The sequence below is a fragment of the Geobacter pickeringii genome, assembly GCF_000817955.1.
In the GTDB taxonomy this organism is placed as follows: domain Bacteria; phylum Desulfobacterota; class Desulfuromonadia; order Geobacterales; family Geobacteraceae; genus Geobacter; species Geobacter pickeringii.
Map to the genome: position 1 here is coordinate 2,922,277 of NZ_CP009788.1, position 21,101 is coordinate 2,943,377.

Annotated in this window: 20 protein-coding genes; all 20 read right to left on the reverse strand. The window is 57.2% G+C overall.

The window, feature by feature from the left end:
* Nucleotides 1-39: 39 nt before the first annotated feature.
* The 20 genes from GPICK_RS13195 to GPICK_RS13290 all read right to left on the reverse strand — a co-directional run bounded on the left by GPICK_RS13195 (nt 40) and on the right by GPICK_RS13290 (nt 21,099).
* Nucleotides 40-765 (reverse strand): tRNA1(Val) (adenine(37)-N6)-methyltransferase, encoded by a 726-nt coding sequence (locus GPICK_RS13195; RefSeq protein ID WP_039743955.1) that lies wholly within the window; start codon nt 763-765, stop codon nt 40-42.
* Nucleotides 765-3,185 (reverse strand): membrane protein, encoded by a 2,421-nt coding sequence (locus GPICK_RS13200; RefSeq protein WP_039743956.1) that lies wholly within the window; start codon nt 3,183-3,185, stop codon nt 765-767. The genes GPICK_RS13195 and GPICK_RS13200 overlap by 1 nt, the downstream gene beginning before the upstream one ends.
* The gene (locus GPICK_RS13205) at nt 3,182-4,378 is read right to left on the reverse strand and encodes a glycosyltransferase family 4 protein (RefSeq protein ID WP_039743958.1); all 1,197 of its coding nucleotides are present in this window, start codon (nt 4,376-4,378) and stop codon (nt 3,182-3,184) included. Before GPICK_RS13205 ends, GPICK_RS13200 begins: the two co-directional genes overlap by 4 nt.
* Nucleotides 4,375-5,250 (reverse strand): glycosyltransferase family 2 protein, encoded by an 876-nt coding sequence (locus tag GPICK_RS13210; RefSeq protein WP_052263432.1) that lies wholly within the window; start codon nt 5,248-5,250, stop codon nt 4,375-4,377. The genes GPICK_RS13205 and GPICK_RS13210 overlap by 4 nt, the downstream gene beginning before the upstream one ends.
* Nucleotides 5,243-6,097 carry a hypothetical protein gene (locus GPICK_RS16715; RefSeq protein ID WP_144400098.1) on the reverse strand — a complete coding sequence of 285 codons (855 nt, stop codon included), beginning with the start codon at nt 6,095-6,097 and terminating at the stop codon, nt 5,243-5,245. The genes GPICK_RS13210 and GPICK_RS16715 overlap by 8 nt, the downstream gene beginning before the upstream one ends.
* A 43-nt stretch (nt 6,098-6,140) precedes the next feature.
* The gene (locus GPICK_RS13220) at nt 6,141-7,253 is read right to left on the reverse strand and encodes a glycosyltransferase family 4 protein (protein ID WP_039743960.1); all 1,113 of its coding nucleotides are present in this window, start codon (nt 7,251-7,253) and stop codon (nt 6,141-6,143) included.
* Nucleotides 7,250-8,260: a GDP-mannose 4,6-dehydratase gene (locus GPICK_RS13225; protein WP_039743962.1), complete on the reverse strand. Its 1,011-nt coding sequence runs from the start codon at nt 8,258-8,260 to the stop codon at nt 7,250-7,252. Before GPICK_RS13225 ends, GPICK_RS13220 begins: the two co-directional genes overlap by 4 nt.
* Before the next feature lie 20 nt (nt 8,261-8,280).
* Nucleotides 8,281-9,546 (reverse strand): glycosyltransferase family 4 protein, encoded by a 1,266-nt coding sequence (locus GPICK_RS13230; protein ID WP_039743964.1) that lies wholly within the window; start codon nt 9,544-9,546, stop codon nt 8,281-8,283.
* Nucleotides 9,547-9,613: 67 nt separating this feature from the next.
* Complete coding sequence (locus tag GPICK_RS17110) at nt 9,614-10,660, reverse strand: glycosyltransferase family 2 protein (protein WP_158414180.1); 1,047 nt, start codon at nt 10,658-10,660, stop codon at nt 9,614-9,616.
* An 80-nt stretch (nt 10,661-10,740) separates the two neighbouring features.
* Complete coding sequence (locus GPICK_RS13240; protein ID WP_236685566.1) at nt 10,741-12,144, reverse strand: oligosaccharide flippase family protein; 1,404 nt, start codon at nt 12,142-12,144, stop codon at nt 10,741-10,743.
* 58 nt (nt 12,145-12,202) lie between these two features.
* Nucleotides 12,203-13,129: a class I SAM-dependent methyltransferase gene (locus GPICK_RS17115; RefSeq protein ID WP_144400099.1), complete on the reverse strand. Its 927-nt coding sequence runs from the start codon at nt 13,127-13,129 to the stop codon at nt 12,203-12,205.
* A gap of 1 nt (nt 13,130) precedes the next feature.
* Nucleotides 13,131-13,994 (reverse strand): hypothetical protein, encoded by an 864-nt coding sequence (locus tag GPICK_RS17410; protein ID WP_144400100.1) that lies wholly within the window; start codon nt 13,992-13,994, stop codon nt 13,131-13,133.
* Nucleotides 13,987-14,847: a dTDP-4-dehydrorhamnose reductase gene (gene rfbD, locus GPICK_RS13255; protein WP_039743970.1), complete on the reverse strand. Its 861-nt coding sequence runs from the start codon at nt 14,845-14,847 to the stop codon at nt 13,987-13,989. Before rfbD ends, GPICK_RS17410 begins: the two co-directional genes overlap by 8 nt.
* The gene (rfbC, locus tag GPICK_RS13260; protein ID WP_039743972.1) at nt 14,844-15,395 is read right to left on the reverse strand and encodes a dTDP-4-dehydrorhamnose 3,5-epimerase; all 552 of its coding nucleotides are present in this window, start codon (nt 15,393-15,395) and stop codon (nt 14,844-14,846) included. Before rfbC ends, rfbD begins: the two co-directional genes overlap by 4 nt.
* Entirely contained in the window at nt 15,392-16,615 is a 1,224-nt protein-coding gene (locus GPICK_RS13265) for a class I SAM-dependent methyltransferase (RefSeq protein ID WP_158414181.1), read from the reverse strand. Before GPICK_RS13265 ends, rfbC begins: the two co-directional genes overlap by 4 nt.
* Complete coding sequence (rfbG, locus tag GPICK_RS13270) at nt 16,612-17,694, reverse strand: CDP-glucose 4,6-dehydratase (RefSeq protein ID WP_039743975.1); 1,083 nt, start codon at nt 17,692-17,694, stop codon at nt 16,612-16,614. Before rfbG ends, GPICK_RS13265 begins: the two co-directional genes overlap by 4 nt.
* Before the next feature lie 28 nt (nt 17,695-17,722).
* On the reverse strand, nt 17,723-18,493 hold the full coding sequence (gene rfbF / locus GPICK_RS13275) for a glucose-1-phosphate cytidylyltransferase (RefSeq protein WP_039743977.1): 771 nt from the start codon (nt 18,491-18,493) through the stop codon (nt 17,723-17,725).
* Nucleotides 18,490-19,416, reverse strand: coding sequence for a GDP-L-fucose synthase (gene fcl, locus GPICK_RS13280; protein ID WP_039743979.1), 927 nt, complete (start codon nt 19,414-19,416; stop codon nt 18,490-18,492). The genes rfbF and fcl overlap by 4 nt, the downstream gene beginning before the upstream one ends.
* Entirely contained in the window at nt 19,409-20,458 is a 1,050-nt protein-coding gene (gmd, locus tag GPICK_RS13285) for a GDP-mannose 4,6-dehydratase (protein WP_039743981.1), read from the reverse strand. The genes fcl and gmd overlap by 8 nt, the downstream gene beginning before the upstream one ends.
* Nucleotides 20,458-21,099, reverse strand: a complete 642-nt coding sequence (locus GPICK_RS13290; RefSeq protein ID WP_039743982.1) for a winged helix-turn-helix transcriptional regulator — start codon at nt 21,097-21,099, stop codon at nt 20,458-20,460. The genes gmd and GPICK_RS13290 overlap by 1 nt, the downstream gene beginning before the upstream one ends.
* Nucleotides 21,100-21,101: the final 2 nt, after the last annotated feature.

A 21,101-nucleotide genomic window follows, 5' to 3' on the forward strand; every position in this document is an offset into this window, starting at 1 on the left:
ACCCAGCCTTCCGCACTCCGGCCTGCTTTCCCGACCGAATCACACCCCCAGGATTGCCGCCGCCTCATCGGTGTATGCCGACTCACCCTCCCTGACAATCAGTGGCGGCAACACCCGCAACTCCCCTCCGCGCCCTTTTACGAACTCCACCAGCGCCATTCGCGCCTCGGCCTCCCGGACGCCATGGACGAGCCGCAACCGCAGTGCGGTTAACTTGAGCAGCGACGCCTCGGCAAAAAGCTCCGCAAGCCGGCCGGGGTGATAGATAAAACAGATGCGCCCGGTGGGCCTCACCAGGTATTTGGCGGCGGCGAGGAAATCGGCCAGGGTCGCCGTCGATTCGTGGCGGGCATCATCGCGCCCCGCCTTGGGGCTTATCCGGCCGGTACCCCGCTTCCGGTAGGGGGGATTGGACAGGACAAGATCAAACGACGACACGGGAAAGTGCCGTCTCACGCCGGCGGCATCACCGCGCATAACCTCAATCCGATCCGAGAGCCCGTTCAGAGCCACGTTCCGCTCCGCCAGACCAGCCATCGCCTCCTGCACCTCGACCCCGACAAAGGTGGCTTCCCCATGCTGCCGGGCGAGAACGAGGGGGATGATCCCGCTCCCGGTTCCAAGGTCAACGACCCGTGCGGCTCCGTCCACCGTGGCAAAGGCGCAGAGGAGCAGAGGGTCGAGGGAAAAACGGTAGCCGTGCCGACGCTGGATGAGCCGCAGATCATACGCGCGCAGTTCATCGACGGTCTCAGTGTCAGGCATCAGGCCCCCACCGTACGCCGCCTACGCCACTCCCGCCCCAGCATGGCGGCAAACAGGGCAAACGACGCAAGGGTCAGGTACTTGCCAACCTTGAAGGGGAGAGGGTCGAAGACGAATTCGAACCGGTGCCGCCCCGGAGAAAGGTAGATTCCCCGCAGGATGTAATCTACCCGGCGAACCTCGACCGGCGAACCGTCGACCGTGGCACGCCACCCCTTGTAAAATTTCTCCCCGAGGACGAGGAGGGCATTGCCGGGGGTATCCGCCTCCCCCGCAATTCTATTCCACTCGTAAGTTGCTATCGTGACGTTTCCCGCTGGCGGCGCGACCGGGTTGCTCGGCGGGGCAAGCGGCACGACGGGGGGCTCCTCCACAAGCGCGACACGTCCCGGGCTGAAGGCGGGATTCGGGAGGATGCCGAGCGTCTGGCGGGGATCGGACAGAAGGAGCGCCTGGGACACCAGCCACCCCTTGGGAAGGACCTCCTTGTTTTCAAGCACGACCTGCGTCCCGTCGGGCGACGTGAATACCGGCTGGAACTTCGGCGAAATCGACGACCGCTCCTGCTGGTACTGTGCCGCACCATAGACGAGATAGCGCACGTTCATCATATCCGGCATGGCCGAGGCAAAATTGAACCCGTCGAGGAAGTCTTGCCACCGCTGCACCTGCACCGGGGCCGAGGTGAACATGACCGGGATGCCGTGGCTCACGTACTGCATCGGGTCGCTCCCGTCCATCGGCAGAACGCGGTACCCCTTTGGTTGCCGGGAGAGGTAATCGATGACCGGCGTCGCCACCCCTTTCACGCTCTGCGGGGGATCCTGGAGGAGCAGGAACTTGGCATTCACCCGCCCCACGTCGGCCAGAAAGAGTGCCGCAAGGATCAACGCCAGGGCCATGCGCGACAGCCACTGCCGGGAAAACGCCCCGATCACCACCGCGTAGGCAACCGCGAAGAGGGCGGCAAAACTGAGCTCCTTTTCGATCGTGTGCCAGCGCTGCATCACCAGTTGCAGCCCATCCTCGAACCGGTTGGGCTGGGCGATCTGCGGGCTGAAGAGATCGATCCAGAAATTTCTGCCGAGAACCGAGGCCCCAAGGGCCGCAAGAAGAAGGGGGGCGAGGGAGAATATCCCCAGCAGATACCGCGAAAAGCCGCGCCGCGCCCGAATCTCCGGATCGAGCAGGAGGTCGAGCCCCCGGGCGGCTAGAATCGCCATCCCGAACACGGGGATGAACATCATCATCTTGGGGACCCGGAAGTGATTGACCCCCGGAAAATGCTCGTAAAGAAACCAGTAAAACGGGGTGTACTTGCCGAAGGAGAAGAGAAGCCCCCCTGCGACGGCCGCCACGGCGAGCCAGGTGTAGCGGTCACGACGGAAGATGAGCGGCAAGGGGGCGAGCAGCCACGGGAGGAGACCGAAGTAGTCGGTGGTCTGGGTGAAGGCCATTCGCCCCCAGTAGTAGGCACCGTTGTCCGGACTGTCGTAGGCCCCCTCCTGGCGCGAAAGCCCGAAAAATCCGGGGACGACGAACGTCACCAGTTCCTCCGGCGGCAGGGACCACGACATCGCCTCCTCCACCTGCAGCCCCCCCTGCCCCTGATTGGCACCGCTCTGGACGCCGCGGGTCGTCTCCTTGGACCAGTCGGCCAGGGGAATGAGGGAGATGGCAACCGTGGAGAGGAAGAAGAACATCGTCACCAGGTTCAGCCCCACCAGGCGTACCGCGGACCTCCCCCGACGATCCCGTTCACGGAACAGGATCACCACCGACCGGAGCAGGCCGTAGGCGCCGATTCCGAGACAGGTATAGAAGGCGATCTGCCAGTGCATGTTGAAGAACTGGAAGGCGAGGACGAAACCGGTGGCGAGAAACCAGATTACCCGCCGTGCCTGGAATCCCCGTTCAAAGAAGTAGAATGCCCACGGGGCAAAGCTGATGGTGGCGATCTTCTGCACATGGCCGGCATTGATGAGGGAGGCGTTTTCCGGGGCGAGGGCGAAGATGATCCCCCCCAGAAGAGCGGCCCCGCGTCCGGCGCCGATGGCCCGGCAGTAGACGTAGGTCCCCGCCCCTCCGACGAAAAGGTGAAAAACGATGAACCACGCCACGTTGGCCGGCGCCGGGAAGAGCCAGAAGATCAGATTGCGATAGAAGAGGAACTGCATCGACAGCGTCCCCCCCCCTTCGGTCCCACCGCCGTTGGCCAGCATGTCCCAGCCGGCCCGGAGGTTCACCGTGAACAGATCGACGAAGCCCATCTCCTTGAAGTGCTTCACCGTCCAGTAAAACTCGGTGGTGATGTCCGGAGCCCGGATGATCTTGTCGGTGAAGAGTATCTTGGCGAAGAAAAGGATGAGGAGCGCCAGCAGCGTCCCGAGGGCTGCGAAGTCCTTTTGCCGTTCGGTCATTTCGTATCGTTACCTTTCCCGGTCAGAGCTTTGTAAAACATGTCGAGCCGCACTGCGGCATCACCCCAGGCGAAATGGGTCAGGATGCGCTTCCGGCCCGCCGCCCCCATTTCTTTCCGAAGATCGGGCTCACGGAGGAGCTCCGCAACCCGTACCGCCATCTCCTGCCAGTCATCGGGCGTGCAGAGTATTCCCGATTCCCCGGAAACCACATATTCGGCGATCTCCCCCACCCGGTCGGCCACCACCGGCACCCCGGCCCGCATCAGCTCCGTCAGCTTGGCAGGGCACTTGGCCCGATTCACCACGGTATCGGCAAAGGGGTAGATGGCTACATCCCCGGCGGCCAGCCAGTCGGGGAGCTCTTCCGGCTCCACCCACCCGGCAACGGTGAGGGAATCGGCAAAGCCGTTTCTGTCCGCTGCAGCCGCAAGCAGCTCTTCCTCCCGATGCCGCCCCTTTCCCACCACGAGGAAGCGTACTCCCGGGACCCTTCGAGCAACCTCCCCAAAGACCGTGTGGAGTTTTTCCTGGTCGAACTCGAAGAACCGGGTGTAGAGGAGCAGCACAGGGGTTCTGGCGGAGATGCCGAGCCGGCGCCGGACCGCTTCCCCGTCCCCTACCGGAACATTCTCCACACAGTTCGGAAGGTAGAGAAGCCGCTCCGGCGGAACCCCCATTCCCCGGACAAGGGTTTCGAGCATCCGGCTCGCCACGGTCACGCCGACAGCCCGACGAGGGAGCTCTCCCTCCTGGAGCCGGTAGAGGTGACGCTCCAGAAACGAATAGTCATGGAGCGTCTCCATCCCCCCGCGCCCCTCCCAGTCATCCGTGTCGACGAACAGAGGCGTGTCCCGCAGCATGAAAAGATGGAGCATGGCTGCCAGCCCGCCGTACCCCTTTGGCTTGAAGAGATGGACCAGGTCCGGTTTTTCGGCCAGCGCGGCCCGGAGCATGCGCACGGCCAGAACAGGCGCCGCAAGGGCCTTGCCTCCCCGGGCGAGCTTTACGTTACGGATCATCACTCCGCGAACGGTTTCCGCCTTTCCCGAATCCTCCGGGTTGGTGTACGGCGGGGCGACGATCACCACCTTGTGACCAAGCCCCTGCAGTTCCGCGGCCAACGGCACCATGCGGGCGAGCACCGTCCCCTTCGGGCGGATGCCGAACGGTGCCAGAAACACGATCTTCATCGCGACCCACCTTCAAACTTCCCGAATTTCCCCCGGCGGAAGTCGCGCCACCCCCGCCACATCATGCGGAGCTTTGCGCCCTTCTCTCGCTCGAAGAGGACAATGCTCGCGGCCTCCTTTGCCAGACGGACCAGATCAAAGAGGCAGTGGCCGGGGAAATCCCGCCGGTACTCCGCAAAAACCGCAAACCGATTGCGGGTCTTGTAGTAGCGGCGCAAGGGGGAGTGATTGGTGGCTATGAACGGCCCGAATCTCGTGACATTTCCAACCTCATGCTCCAAAAGCGCCGCGTTTGCCTGCAAAACCTGATAACCGTTCCTTCGGAGCCTGAGGCAGAACTCATCATCGACGAAATCGATGAAAAAGTCCTCCCGGAAAGGACCGATGCACCGCCAGGCGGACAAGTTAAGCAGGCATCCGGATGTCATGGGAGTCATCACATCACTGCACGTTGCTCCGGACGGCCGTTGCCGAACGGCCCTGGTCAGATGGAACGGAGAGATTATCCCTACGGTGGCAGCAGAGGCATCGAGACACTCAAACATCGTCTTTACCAATGCCCCTGAAGCCCTGCTGTCCTGATCCATCGTAAGCAGATAATCGTATCCCGCCTCAATTGCCTTGCGTGCGCCGAGATTGAGGCCATAGGCAACACCCCGGTTCTCTCCTTGTGCAAGGTAGGTCACTCCGGGGAGAACCGACAGGTGCTCCGCGATTGTCAGATCGGGTGATTCTGAATTATCAACCACGTAGACCGCATCGACCTGCTCGATCCACGTCCGGATGTTGTCAAGATAGTCCCGTTGCGGATGATATAAAATTACCACCGCCGCACAACAATGATGCCCTATCTGCGATAACGTGTCAGACATCAGAACTCACAAGCGCCCGATCCCCCCAGGCTTTCCCCGACAGGAGCTGTTTTTCCTCGAAGTCCGAATCGCGGAACCTGATAGTCTGGTTATCCGCAATGAGCAGGTTTTCCTGATTTCGCTGCTTGTAGGTATAACTCTTGTCCCATTCCTCGGCACGATAGCCATGCCCATCCTTGCCAACCACCAGCGCCTTCAACCCCAGATTGACTACCTGCCTGGTGAGACTATCCCAACCACTCTCGAACGCCCACACGGAAAATTTGCACCAGAATGGCTTACGCCTGATCTGCAGCATGACATTTCGAGAAATCATGAATGCATTGGTACGTATGTGGTAGTTGGGAAACGGCGGGAAAAAGCGGAGAAGGAACCACGGGCGTATCCTTCCGGCCAGTTTGTACAGGTAATATTTCCATAAGGGCTGTTTTCCGCTGGCGGGAGGAACGAGGGCATCGGCATACATGCTCTGCCATGAACCGGTTGCCCCCACCAGGCCAACACCAGGGCGCGACATATGGTCGTAAAACGTGCGCAACCAGCCTTCTCCCTGAACGACACTGTAAGAATTCAGGAAAAAGAAAAAACGGTAGTCAAAATCCATGGCGGCCTTGAAATAGGGTCCGATATCAAAGCCAGCATCCGATAGATACAGGATGCGGTGAGGACAATCCGCCATGATCTCCTCATACTCCTGGACATCCTCACGGGAGGAGAACCCTTTGTAGATTATCACCAGATCGTGGGTAATACCGGCAGGCATTCCGGCGTACGATTCCCAGAAGCGCCGAAACGGCTCCGCACCATTAGACGCGCGGACCAGATGAACTACGCAGATCTCCGACATTACAGCCCCAGGTGGATAGGTGGAGTCATGATACGGCATGCGGTCATGGAGTGGGTCCGGTGACGGACGGTTCCCAATCTCTGAGACAGCGCTCCAGGTCGTCCGATGCCCGCTCCCACGTAAATTGCCGGATATGTTCGTAGCCCGCACCGGCCAGCCGGAGTCGTAAGCTGTCGTCGTCGAGAAGGGAATTGACCGCAGCCGCAAGTGCCCCGGGATTGCCGATGGGAGTGAGAAGCGCCGTCCGTCCATGTTCCGCATAGGCTCTCACGCCGCCATTGTCAGTGGAGACAAGCGCCGCCCCGCACGCCATGGCCTCGGAACCGGGCAGCCCCCACCCCTCGAAACGGGATGGAACCACAAAAATTGCGGTCCGGTTATACAACTCAGCCAGTTCATCGTCGGTCGGTCGCTCGTAGTAGGTCACCCATTCGGGGAGAAAATCGGGACGGGAACCACCAAACGCCCATACTTCCCGGGAAAAATCCAGGCGGGTTCTGACAATTTCCAGAGCCTTGACTGCATCCTCGGTAGCCTTATGCCGCTCGGGCCTCACGGGAAACCCGATCATCGTCCGTGAGTCGGCATCGATAGCATTCCGAAGGCAATACACCGAGAATTCCAGTGCGCACGGGACCAGAGCCGGAGTTGGTCCACCGCTGGCCTCGACCATGGCCCGTCCTGCCGGTGAGATCACCATGGTCCGCAGACCTGCCTTATGGGTAGCGGAGATTCTCTCTTTCAGCTCGGAAGATGCCTCCATGTACCGCTCGAAATCCATGGCGAAATAGAACTTCCGCCCCTTGGACGAAGGATACTCCCGGACCCACTCCGCCGTCTGCCAGGATGTGGCAACGACAGCATCGCCATCCGGAACCCAGCATCCTGCCAGATTTGGAGCCCAACGCATGTCAACGCGCGGATCGATGCGGAACCAGCTGTCCGGCCGCCACCGCTTCAATCCGGTCCGGTTGAGGAGATAGCTGGCCACGGCCCTGCCGATGCCGCGCACCCCGCCGTGCCGGGTGGCGTAGGCGGCATGGAGGATGGTCACCTGATGCCCTCTGGCAGCGAGCCGGCTGGCGTGTTCGTAGATGTTCTTCGGCCCGCCCGTTGGAGTCGGCGAACTGCCTGGAAGGATGAAACAGATTTTCATCCCGCCCCCTGAATCTTTCCGGCAGACCCTTCCTGCCGCCCGTGGAGCGTCCGCTCGTGGCTCACCATGCCGGCAATTATCTCATCCAGCGTCTTGGTAGGAGCCCAGCCGAGCCGGTCGTGAATCTTCTTCGGGGCGCCGCAGAGCGGCACTGCCTCGGTGGGCCGAAAAAAACGGGGATCAACCTGCACATAACACCGGTAGTCGAGACCCACCGCCGCAAAGGCACGGGAAACGAATTCCCGGACCGTGTGGGTTACGCCGGTGGCCACCACGTAATCATCGGGTTCCGGGGCCTGGAGCATCCGCCACATGGCCTCCACGTAGTCGGGGGCATATCCCCAGTCGCGGCAGGCATCCAGGTTGCCGAGGAGCACGGTTTTCTGCAACCCGAGGCTGATCTTCACCGCCGAGGAAACGATCTTCCTCGTAACGAATTCATATCCCCGACGCGGCGATTCGTGGTTGTAGAGTATTCCCGTGCAGGCAAAGGCACCGTACTGCTGACGGTAGTTGCGGACCAGGTGATACCCTGCCAGCTTGGAAATGCCATAAATAGAGCGCGGGGTGAACGGCGTCGCCTCATCCTGGGGGAACACGCTGACCTGGCCGAACATCTCGCTGGTGCCGGCGAAATAGAAGCGGCATTCCGGGGCAAACTCCTTGAGCGCCGCCAGCAGATAATGGGTGCTGTTGACATTATTGTTGAGTATGGATATCTCGTCCTCGAAGGAGTAACTCACGAAGCTGGAAGAAGCCAAGTGGTAGCACTCCTCCGGGACCACGTCCTTGACCGTCTTGATCACGGAAAAAACATTGTCCAGCGAGGCAACGTGGAGTTGAATCCGGTCAAGCAGGTGGACAATGTTCTTCAGTTTGTGCTCAGTGTCCTCGATGGCGACCCGCCGCACGATGCCGTGCACCTCGTACCCCTTGTCCAGGAGAAGTTCCGCCAGGTACGAGCCGTCCTGGCCGGCAATGCCGGTGATGAGCGCTTTTTTTGTCATGATCGTTTTCCCTTTGGTTATCACCCCAGTGCGGCCTTGTAGGCGGTCACCGTATCAATCGCACACTGCTCCCAGCTGAACTTTTTCGCCTGCTCGAGAGACCTTCGGGAGAGGTCGTCCCGGAGCTCAGCATTGCGGTAGATGTCCAGGAATGCCTGGCACAGCGCGTCACTATCGGTTGGAGACACCATGATTCCAGCACTGCCGACGACTTCCGGCAGCGACGAGCTGTTTGAAGTAATGACCGGGACACCGCACTGCATCGCTTCCAGGGGGGGGAGGCCGAACCCCTCATAGAGCGAGGGATAGACGAACATCATGGCCTCGCTATACAGTGAGGCAAGGTCTTCATCCGGCACATAGCCAGTTACAACGATCCGGTCCCTGATCTCGGCGGAATTCGCAATCTCATCGAAGATCCTGTCGAAATACCACCCCTTTGTCCCTACCAGCACCAGGCTGAGATCGGGAATCCGCTGTTCTCTGACGGTCCGTACGAAGCAGCGAATCGTTTGATCGATATTCTTGCGCGGCTCCAACGTACAGAGGCTGAGGGCGTAGTGTCCCTCCGGAATCCCGTATTTGTGGCGCACCGCGCTGTTTCTCCCCGGATCACTACACCTGAAAAACTCTCCCGATGCCGCCAACGGAGTCACGAACACACGCGCTGGATCGAAACCTGTCCAGCTGCAGAAATCATTCTTCGTCGACTGGGAAATGGCTATGACCCAGTCATCAGGACGAATGCTCTTGATCGTATTCGAAAAGGTCTTGACAATATGGGGCTCAAAGTACTCGGGAAACAGTACCGGAATCATGTCGTAGATGGTTATGAACCGCTGCAAGGAAGGAGTGCGGACGTATTCAGGAAGTGGATAAAAACTGGCATGGAATATATTTGTCCCCTTGAGCACGTCCGCATCGAGAGAATTATACAGTGGCGTGAGCCGTTTGAGAAAAAATGAAACAACCCGCCTGCGGAATTTTTCTGAGGCAACCGATACCGAAGCGGGATAGATCGTTTCAGCAATGCGCATCAGTTGGTTCAACGTGGGGCTCCCCGAGTGGCACAATTGCTTATCTTTGAACTTCGGACACTGGGAAAGATAGACGGATGTCTGGATAAACTGCTCAATGCTGTTGTAGGCGCAGAAAGCCAGTGAGCACTCTTCACGGCGGTCAAGGGTCTCCAGCAGATTCTCGACAGTTCTGGCAATGCCGGTACGAGCCCTTCGATAATAATGGGCAGAACCGAGCAAGGAGATGTCGAACAGCACATTGAACATAGTAAAGATTCCTTTTCTTGCCGGACGGATGAAGTCTCAACCTTTGGGTCGACAGCCTTGCATCAGGTTACCGTTTAAGCCGGTTACGGATCTTTGCCCAACCGTTCTGTAGTAACCGGTACAACCGGTTGCGTTCCGGGCAGTACCCGAAATGTTTTATACAAAGCAGGTCAAAGGAGACGCGCATGTCAAATCGATACCTATTGTCACCTGCCAGCGAGTAAAGCCCCTTCAGTTCGCCGTCATTGCAGTCACGACCGGCCTCCAAAAGGGAAAGAACATTTCCGAGCCAGAATCCACTGTCATGAATTTTTACGAATCGTTCCGTGATATTCGATATCAGCTTAAGAGCACGAGAATCGAACCTACCACTCTGCTCTGCTACCTCATTGATATACTTTTTATAATCCTGCAATGCTCTGATATGTTTAATTCCATCATGAGCTTTATGGCTCTCGGCCCCCCCATGCATTCTCACATAGGCAACAGCATCCCCACAACAGAACAGCTTATCGTTCAAGGCCAGGGCAAAAATGAAAGCATCATCAGTAGCCATGCCAGTGGCAAACTGTGGATACCCTCCAATCTCGAAGAAGGCTTTTCTGGAGAAAAACACCCCCGTCAAAAATGTTTCTCTTTTGAAAACCGATCTATTATAGATGTAGTCAATCGGTGACTCGACTGTCGGAGACAGCATTGTCCCTCTTGTGATATTTCCTCCACCATCTATCAGCAATCTATTACAATGAACAACGCTTTTGACTAAATTTTTCCCAACAAACTCAAGCATTGAACCAACAAATTTGCAATCCAGCAAATCATCGTCGGGCAAGATTGTACACCAGTCCACCGATTCAGAAAAAAGAGCAACCCCCTTATTTATACTCCCAATCAATCCGATATTTTCGCTATTGACTACATAATTGACCCGGTGATCAGCTATAGTAGCCATATATTCTACAGTACCATCAACAGATCCGTTATCTATAACAATAATTTCTATATTATTGCACAGTTGTCCAAGCGCACTTTTCAATGCTAAATTCAAATACTCTTTTCTATTGTAAGTTGGAATCAATATTCCAACTTTTGATTTGCTAGAAATAGCACCCACGCATACTCCGCTAACTTTGCATCCGACGCTATCAACCATATCAACAATATTTACATACTACTCAAGTCACTACAAATTACTTACACCATCACTTTGCGTTGATTATATTTAAAATGATATTTATACATAAAATAAATAATGGCTAAATACAAAAATCCATATACAGCAGCTAGTACAAAATTATTATAAACTGCCAAAGAGAGAGCATAGACAACTATTAATGGGATTATCGAGGCAACAAAAAAATACAAAAACTCCTTAATTATTGGATAGTCTGTCACCTTGCTAAAGTAACAATAACCTACTACTGTTATAGCAATCTTTGCCGCCAGAGTTGCTATGGCAGCTCCGAAGGCACCGATGAAGGGAATCAGGGCAAAATTAAGGATTGTGTTCAAAAGGTTCCCCCAGAAGACCGAGTTGCCGAATTCCCTCTGCATGTTCCAGGCAGTAAAAGGAATCACAATTGTGCCATTAGTGAAGCCAAAAGTGATGACAAATCCCAGAATCATGAGAAGAGGTGCGCTTTCAGCGAACTTTGCTCCGTACATCAGATTGACGGTAAATTGGGAAAAATAGAGCATAAAAAATCCCAACGGGATAGTGAACACCGACATGGCAAATACATATTTTGTCATAACACCATAAATAGTTGAATATTTGAAACTTTGAGCTAAATCTCTGAACATGGAAGGTGTAACCACACTATTTATTGAGTAAAACGGATTTATTATCTTGTAAGCTGCTTCATAGAGTCCAACAGCGTACGGTGTTCCGAAGTAGTAGAGTATCAATCTATCTGATGATGTATAAATATACGTCGACAATTCTGCCTTAAAAAAATGAAAACTTTCTTTATACAAATCAAATATTTTAACCACTCTTATTTTATGACTAAACATCTGACTTATCGAACACAGCCTGAAATACCATATGCAACAAATTGCCATACATGAGTTCAGTGCAGAGTTAATCACGGTGAGATATGGAAGGTATCGCCAATCTCCTGCCGAACGTATCAACGTAAATATCAATCCTGCGGAAATGATACTTTGGCTGATACGCATCACCGACATGGTATTGATTCTCCCTAGTGCAGGGAAAGCCCATCCCGGCGTACATGCTTCAAAAAAAATCATGAACACCGAAATTCTAATAAAATATCGCAGCCGCGCATCAATCGGCAGCACTACTATCAGCGCAATGACGCAAGCGATAAAAAGCGCAGACATGACAAGGCGTTGCGGCAATGTTGAAGCCAACAATGAGTTCAAATCTTCGTCATCCCGAGCAAGTCGCTGAGAAGCCAACGCGGTCAATCCTCCATCTGCAAACCTGGACACGAGGAGCAACGCCGCCGTGGATGTGGAACTGAACCCGATATATTCTGGCCCCAGTGTCCGACTCACGTAAATCATACTCAGGGCACCGATGACGAGACCGGCAATCTCCGCAAACGCCCGAAATGTTATCTTCGTATTCAATCGCATTCGATTCTCTGTTGTCCATCCTGCCCGGGTTTAACCAAGGTTGAGTTGCCGACTACGGCCTCGCGGACTCTCGTGGTTTCTCGAAGACGGCGGTATAGGAACATCCCAATCCTTCAATCCGCTCAAGCGGAATCAGAAATATCCGAATGATAAATGACATCAAATGTCCCAGGAGTTTTGCTCGTATCGGTTTCACACGAGATACATCCGTTCGGACGTGATTCAATGAAACATTCCACCAGCCCAGTGAACTGAAAATTCGACTTGCCTTATCGCTGGTAGTAATCTTTACCGTTTTCAGTCCAACTCTCTCCATGTGTATGGCGAGCACCGACGCGGGGATTAGTTCCAGATGCCGAGGCGCATCGACGTGAACCCAGAATCGACCAAACAACTTGAACTGAAGCGCATCGGGACTTGGATTGGCAATTATCAACACTCCTCCAGGGCGAAGTTTCCTCGCCAGAGCCTCCAGAACCTCCCACGGATCAGACAAATGTTCGACAACGTGCCACAGAGCTATTACATCATACGACTCAACCTTGAGTAGGGCTTCAGATATATCTGTACAATTCAGCGTTTTGACACCAACCACATTCTCCAAAAACTCACAGCAGCGGCGATCCATTTCGATTGTTTCAACGTCAAATCCGGCTTGCTTCGCCAAGTAGGCAAAACCACCGTATGCCGGACCAACCTCAAGCAATCTTCCGCCTTGTGCATACCGTCTCAAAATTTCTAGTTTGTATTTTTCCTGCTCTGCTTTATCCTTTAACTCTTCTTTGGTAGGCATTTGGTAGGCAGGATATGCGGCAGTGTAATACTGCGACAAGTCATCCGGTATTGGTGAGAGAAAAATCAAGCGACATGATGGACAACGATAATAGTCAAAGGAATGTGGCGAAAGCTGCTGATTCAAGTCTGTAACTGAAAAATACTTTGATGATTTTGTCCGGCAGTACGGGCATAAAAACTCCACGTTAATTTCTCCCTTGAGCTACTAGATTACCCCATGAATACCTTGACAACACCTGCCTTTCATCATCGCTGGCATTCTGAAACTGATTGGTCTGATTATCACTGATCAGAAGATTGTCTTGGTTACCAAGTCTGAAAGTGTCACTTAACGGCCACTTATCTTCAGTAAAGCTCCTGCCATCAAGCCCTACTAATACTAGTTTGAGCCCCTGTGCGCGAATTTGGCTGCTCAGCCCATACTTGCCGCTTTCATAACGATGGGCATCCATCTTGGATATTATTCTGCATTCTGTCTTAAGGAAAATGTCACGGGAAATCACAAATCCATTAGTTCTCAGATGTGGGTTTGGAAAAGGAGAAAACCAGGTTTTATAGTTCCAGAATTCTCTGAGTACTTTAACTATTCGTCGTGATATTACAGCTCTCAGTGACAGAAGTGCCCTGAAATCGGAATAGTGACTTTCATACGAACCACTTGCCCCAGCCATTCCAACACCTTGCGCCGTAACATGCATAAAAAGGTGCCTAAGCCAATTATCACCTCGAATCCCGCTGAATGAATTGAGAAAGCAGCAATACGGCGTCTTGATTGCCTGAGCGGCCTGGAAATAAGCCCCTATGTCAAATCCTTCATCTCCAACTTCAAGTTTTTGATGACAGTATTCAGACAGAAGATCTTTAATCCCCTTGTCCGGTTGCCCTCGGTCGAATCCCTTGAGCACAAATACGAGATTATGCTCAATGCCTGCCGGATGGTTACGGTAGGAATCGAGAAACCGTTGAAGTGGCTCAATCCCGTTACACGCTCGTACCAGGTGAACAACCGTCAGCTCTTTCGTCTCCCCGGCCATTAAATCCTTACCCACGCGGACCAGTGAGGCCCCTCTCCAGCGCATCCCGCCAGTGAGGCATCACGACCCCCATCGCCCGCGCCTTTTTGTTACCCAGCACCGAATAGAGCGGTCGCCGCATCTCTCCGCTCATTCCTCCCCGGTCCACCGGGAGTACCTCCACCGGGAGCCCGGCGATCTCGTAGATCGCCCGGGTGAACTCATACCAGTTGCACTCCCCTTCGTTCACCAGGTGGTAAATGCCTCCCGACAAACGCCGATTCTCGATCAATTGCCATACCGCCCGACTCAGGTCTTCGGTCGACGTGGGAGAAACCACCTGGTCGCACCCCATTTCCAGGGATGTGCAGTTTCTGGCATCCCGCAACCGCTTGTCGACAAAGTTCCCTCCCTTGGACTGCGCCCCCGACCGGCCGTATAACCCGCACGTTCTGATGATCACCGCGTGTTCCGGCGCCGAAGCCTGTGCCGCATACTCGCCGGCGACCCGGGAAATCCCGTACATCTGCAGTGGCTGGGGCCGGTCATCTTCCGCGTAGGGAGTACGTTGGTCACCGCCGAACACGTAATCGGTGCTGAAATTGACGAAACGCGCATCAACCTTGCGACAGGCGACCGCCAGGTCCCGCACCGCGGTGCAGTTGATCCGGAACGCGCTCTCCGGGTCGGTTTCGCAGAGGGGGACGTTGTGAAACGCCGCCGTGTTGATCACGACATCAGGCCTGCAACCGTCAATGGCCGCGTCGATCTCCCCGCGATTGCCGATATCCAGCTCGTCACGCGAAGGGGCAACGATGTCATGCCCCGGATTGTTCCGGATGAGATCGCCCCCCAGCTGGCCGGTCCTGCCGATGAGCAGCACTTTCATGACCATACTCCGCGCCCATTCTTCAGGAACGGCGCATACCCTCGGTCCTTTTCCGACATGATCGGGTCGGGCAAGGGCCAGTCGATGCCGAAGGCTGGATCATCCCAGCGCACGCCGGCGGCGCATTCGGGGGCAAAGAACTCGAACATCTGGTAGAAGAGCTCGCTGTCGTCCGCCAGGGTCTGGAACCCGTGGGCAAATCCTTCGGGGATGTAGAGCGCCCGGCGGTTGTCCGCCGTCAGCTCCACCGCTCTCCATTGACAGTAGGTGGCGGATTCGGGGCGCAGATCGATGATGACATCGTAGATCGCCCCCCGGGTGCAGCGCACCAGCTTGGCCTCCGCTTTTGGCGACAGTTGGAAGTGCATGCCGCGTAACGTTCCCCTTTTCAGGTTGAACGAGACATTGCACTGGGCCACCGCCGTTTTCAAACCACGCGCGGTGAACTCGTCCTGGCAGAAGCTCCGTGCGAAGAAACCCCGCTCGTCATCGATCCGCTGGAGATCGATGATCCAGGCCCCCTTGAGGGCGGTCTCGGTGAAGGTCACTCGATGATCCTCACGGCCGGAATCGGGAGGATGAATTTCCCCCCGCGGTCGCGATACACCTGCTGTTGCTGGAGAATTTCATCGGCAAAGTTCCAGGCCAGAAGCAGCACGTAGTCCGGCATATCCTGAACCAGCCTGTCCGGGTGCAGGACCGGCAGATGGGTGCCGGGGGTGTAGAGGTTCTGTTTGTACGGGCTTTTGTCCACCGTATATTCCACCAGATCGGTGGTAATGCCGCAGTAATTGAGGAGGGTGTTCCCCTTGGCCGGCGCGCCGTAGGCGGCGATGCGTTTGCCCGACTCCTTCAGCTCTGTCAGGAGTTTCATGAGGTCATGCTTGATCGCGGCGGTACGCAGGGCAAATTCCCGGTAGGTTTCCTTGCTGCCGAGCCCCTTGGCCTGTTCCGCGGCAACCAGTTCGGCCACGTTCGCGCTGACGGGATGGGCACCCCGATGACCGATGAAATAGATGATGGAACCGCCATGGATCGCGACCCGCTCCACGTCGAACAGCTCCATGCCGTAGAGATTGAAGAGATAGGACATCGCCCGTACCGACAGGTAGGAGTAGTGCTCATGATACACGGTGTCGAATTCGTTATTTTCCACAAAATCGATGAGGTACGGTGCCTCGATGGCGACCGCCCCTTTTTCCGCCAGCAGGGTCTTCAGCCCCTTGACAAAGCCATGGATCTCCGGGACATGGGCAAACACGTGGCGCCCCAGGATGACATCGGCCGCCCCATACCTCTCCCTGACGGCCTGTGCCGTCGCTTCGTTGAAAAATTCGTTAACGGTCTCGATGCCCGACTCGATCGCCACCTTGGCGATATTGGCGGCCGGCTCGACGCCGAGGGTCTGCACGCCGGTTTTCTTGAAGTACTGAAGGACGGTCCCGTCGTTGCTGGCGATCTCGACCACCCGCGAATCTTTATTCAGGCTGAAACGCCGCTGGAAACTCTCGGCCAGGGAGGAGGCGTGCCGATGGACGAGATCGGAGGTTGCGGAAAAATAGATGTAGTCCGTGAACAGCTCGTCCGGCGACACCACATGACCAATCTGGACCAGACCGCACTGCTCGCAGAAGAAGACGTCAAGCGGGTGCGTCGGCTCTTTTCCAAGCTGCAACTGCCGTTCATTGAGAAAGCTGTTCGCCAGGGCCATGGTGCCGAGTTCGAGAAATTTGAAAATATCTTCCTTGCCGCAGAATCTGCATTTCACTGGTGTACCTCGCATCTTGAATAGTCATCTATCTGCCGCAAACAGGCATTTCTCATGTCGCCCTTGTCCCGATACTGCCGGGTCCAGTCAACGATGCTGTCGAGCGCTCTCTCCAGTCCCCACCGCGGCTGCCATCCCAGTTCCGACCTGGCCTTGGAGCAATCGAGCTTCAGGTAGTGGGCCTCGTGGGGATGCTCGCCCCGGTCGATCTCGTAGCGGGCACCCCCCTCCCACCGGTCGCAGAGCCGTTTAACGATCCACTCCACGGGACGGGCGTCGCTCTCGGCCGGACCGAAGTTCCATCCTTCCGCATACCGTGCACCGTCCTCGTACAACCGCCGGGCCAGGAGCAGATAGCCGGACAGGGGTTCCAGCACGTGCTGCCACGGGCGGACTGCGCGGGGGTTGCGGATCCGTACCGCCTCTCCGGCTAAAACGGCACGAAGCACATCGGGAATCAGCCGATCGGTGGCCCAGTCGCCACCGCCGATGACGTTGCCGGCCCGGGCGGTGGCAAGCGCGACTCCGTGCTTCCCATGGTCCCGCGGGTTGAAGTAGGAACTGCGGTAGGCGGCAGTCACCAGTTCGGAGCAGGCCTTGCTGTTGGAATAGGGGTCGTAGCCGCCGAACGGCTCGTTCTCCCGGTACCCCCAGACCCATTCCCGATTTTCGTACACCTTGTCGGTAGTGACATTGACAACGGCCCGCACCGACGGACAGCCGCGTACCGCCTCCAGCAGGTTCACCGTCCCCATGACGTTGACGGTATAGGTCTCCACCGGAATCTTGTACGAATCCCGCACCAGGGGCTGGGCCGCCATGTGGATGACGATCTCGGGAGCGGCCGTCGCCATCTCCGCCCTGAGCCGATCGATGTCCCGCACGTCGGCGATGACCGAGTGGCCCAGTTCCGCGACCCGGGCCAGGCCAAAGAGGCTCGGGTCGGTCGGCGACTCCAGGGCATACCCCGTCACCTCCGCCTCCATCGCGTGGAGCCAGATGGAGAGCCATGACCCCTTGAAGCCGGTGTGACCGGTGAGAAAGACCCGTTTACCTCTCCAGAAATCTGCGTTTACCATCCCGCCTCCCGCCAACCCGAGGATTCCGTCACCAGAGTTTCCAGGGGGCATTGCCCGTACTCCAGAGTTCCTCCAGATAATTCTTGTCCCTCAGGGTATCCATCGGCTGCCAGAAGCCGTCATGCTTGTAGGCAACCAGCTCCCCGTCACGGGCCAGCCCTTCAAGAGGTTCTTTCTCGAATACGGTGGAATCGCCCTCGATTCTTCCCAGCACCCCCGGCTCGAGGACGAAGAATCCGCCATTGATCCAGCTGCCGTCTCCCTTGGGTTTCTCCTGAAAACCGCGAACCGTGTTATCTCCGGAAAGATCGAGGGCACCGAATCTTCCCATGGGCTGCACCGACGTGACCGTTGCCTGCCTGCCGTGACGCGTGTGGGATTCAACGAGGGCGGCAACGTCGACATTGGCCACCCCGTCGCCATAGGTAAGCATGAACGTCTCGTTCCCGATGTAGGGAGCGACCCGCTTGACCCGACCACCGGTCATGGAGTCGGCACCCGTGTCCACCAGCGTCACCTTCCACGGCTCGGCGTACTGCTGGTGCACCTCCATGGCGTTGTTTTTCATGTCGAAGGTCACATCGCTCATATGGAGGAAGTAATTGGAGAAGTACTCCTTGATCATGTACCCCTTGAACCCGAGGCAGACGACAAAATCATTGTATCCGTAGTGGGAATAGATCTTCATGATATGCCAGAGGATCGGCTTTCCGCCGATCTCCACCATCGGCTTCGGCCGCACCACGGTCTCTTCGCTGAGCCGGGTTCCGAGCCCCCCTGCAAGGATCACTACCTTCATAGACGCTCCTTGTACCATTCATAGACCCCGGCAATCCCCTCTTCCAGCCCGATCCGGTGCTGCCAGCCAAGAGCGTGGAGCCGCGAAACGTCGGAGAGCTTGCGCGGGGTGCCGTCGGGTTTGGACGTATCGAAGGCGAGTTCGCCCCCGAAGCCGACCACCCTCTTCACCAGGAGCGCCAGGTCGCGGATGGCAATCTCCTCGCCGCTCCCTATGTTGACGATGTCGTTCCCCTCGTGGTGGCGCATCAGGAAGAGGGAGGCATCGGCCACGTCATCGACGTGGACGAACTCGCGGTACGGGCTTCCGGTCCCCCAGACGGTGACGGTCGGTGCGGCCGCGAGCTTCGCCTCGTGGAACTTGCGGATGAGGGCAGGCAGGACGTGGGAGTTCTGGAGATCGAAATTGTCGCCCGGCCCGTAGAGATTGGTCGGCATGGCGGAGATGAAGCGGGTCCCGTACTGGCGGTTGTATGACCGGCAGAGGGTGAGCCCGGCGATCTTGGCCACCGCATAGGGTTCGTTGGTCGGCTCCAGGGGACCGGTGAGGAGATACTCCTCCCGGATCGGCTGGGGGGCGAGCTTCGGGTAGATGCAGGTGCTCCCGAGGAAGAGGAGTTTCGTCACCCCCGTGCGCCAGGCGCTGTGAATGACGTTCGCCTCGATCATCAGGTTGTCGTAGATGAAGTCGGCCGGATAGGAATTGTTGGCGACGATCCCCCCCACCTTGGCCGCCGCCAGGAAGACGTACTCCGGCCGCTCCTGCTCGAAAAAGGAGGCGACGGCGGCCTGATCGCGCAGGTCGAGCTCGTCACTGGTGCGCCGGAGGAGGTTGCCGTACCCCTCGGCCGCCAGTTTCCTGACGATGGCCGACCCGACGAGTCCCCGGTGGCCGGCGACGTAAATGCGCGCGTTCTTATCCATTGGCCCGCTTCTCCCGCTCGGCCAGCGCCAGATCGGCGTCGGTCATCATCGCCACGAGTCTCTCGAAATCGGTCTTCGGCTGCCACCCGAGCCGCGCCTTGGCCTTGGAGGGATCGCCCAGGAGGAGGTCCACCTCGGCGGGACGGAAGTAGCGGGGGTCGATCTCGATAAGGACCTTACCGGTGTTGGCGTCGACCCCCTGTTCGTTTACGCCGCTCCCCCGCCACTCCAGCGGCATGCCGAGCCGCGCGAAGACCTTCTCGGCAAAGAGGCGCACCGAGTAGGTCTCACCGGTGGCGACCACGTAATCGTCCGGCTGGTCCTGCTGGAGCATGAGCCACATCGCCTCCACGTAGTCGCCGGCAAACCCCCAGTCGCGCTTGGCGTCCAGGTTGCCGAGATAGAGCCGCTCCTGGAGCCCCGCCTTGATCCGGCCGGCGGCGCGGGTGATCTTTCTCGTCACGAAGGTCTCGCCGCGGCGGGGGGACTCGTGGTTGAAGAGGATCCCGTTGCAGGCAAACATCCCGTAGCTCTCCCGGTAGTTGAGGGTGATGTAGAAGGCATAGGCCTTGGCGCAGGCGTAAGGGGAGCGGGGATAGAAGGGGGTGGTCTCTTTCTGGGGGGTCTCCACCACCTTGCCGTAGAGCTCGGAGGAAGAGGCCTGGTAGAACTTCGGCGAGATCCCCGCCTCCCTGATCCCCTCCAGAATCCGGACCGCCCCCATGGCGTCCACCTCGCCGGTGTACTCGGGGACGTCGAAGGAGACCCGCACGTGGCTCTGGGCCCCCAGGTTGTAGATCTCGTCGGGACGAATGTCGCGCAGCAGTTTGTTGATGGAGCTGGCATCGTTCAGGTCGCCGTAGTGAAGGAAGAGCCGCACCCCCGCCTCGTGGGGATCGCGGTAGAGGTGGTCGATCCGGTCGGTATTGAACGACGAGGAGCGGCGGATCATGCCGTGGACCTCGTACCCCTTGGCGAGGAGCAGTTCCGCCAGGTACGAGCCGTCCTGGCCGGTGATTCCGGTGATGAGCGCTTTTTTCATTACAATCCCTCCGTTGATAAAGTCATCGTAGCAATATCGGCACTGACGGCGCAGTGGATAGTTTCGGGGGGAGCTCCCCGTCGGACGAGTTCGTCGCGCAGCGGCCCGTGCCGCTTGAACGACGTGATGATGATACGGTGGTTTCCCGCCAGGAGCCCGTGGGGAATGGACAGCACCGGCTTGCCGAAAAACTCCCCCCCCTCACCCTCTGCATCCATGACCAGGGCAAGTTCGATCCCGGTTTCACGGAGCGAGAGGAAGGCGATCTCGGCCACCTCGTCCACCCCGCAGAAGGCAACCCGCTCCACCCCCTCTTCCTTCAGCCGGCGGAAGAGGAGGAGAAAATCCTGCCGGGCGACCCGGTACAACGTCGTGAACGAACTCAGGTGCTGGTAAGCGAGGCGGCTCTTTTCGGCGATCCCCTGGGGGGTCAGCAGATAGGCGTAGCGGTTGGCGGGAAACTCCTTGACCCGCACGTACCCCTTGGCCACCAGGTTTTTGAGGTACGAGTTGACGAGCCCCAGGGCAATACCGAGGCGGCGGGCCAGATCCCGCTGGGAGAGGGATTCCTCACCGGCGATCTCATTCAGCAGGAGAAACGAGCGGTAGGAGTCGGCTCCTTTGTCGTGGGCATCGTTCATAT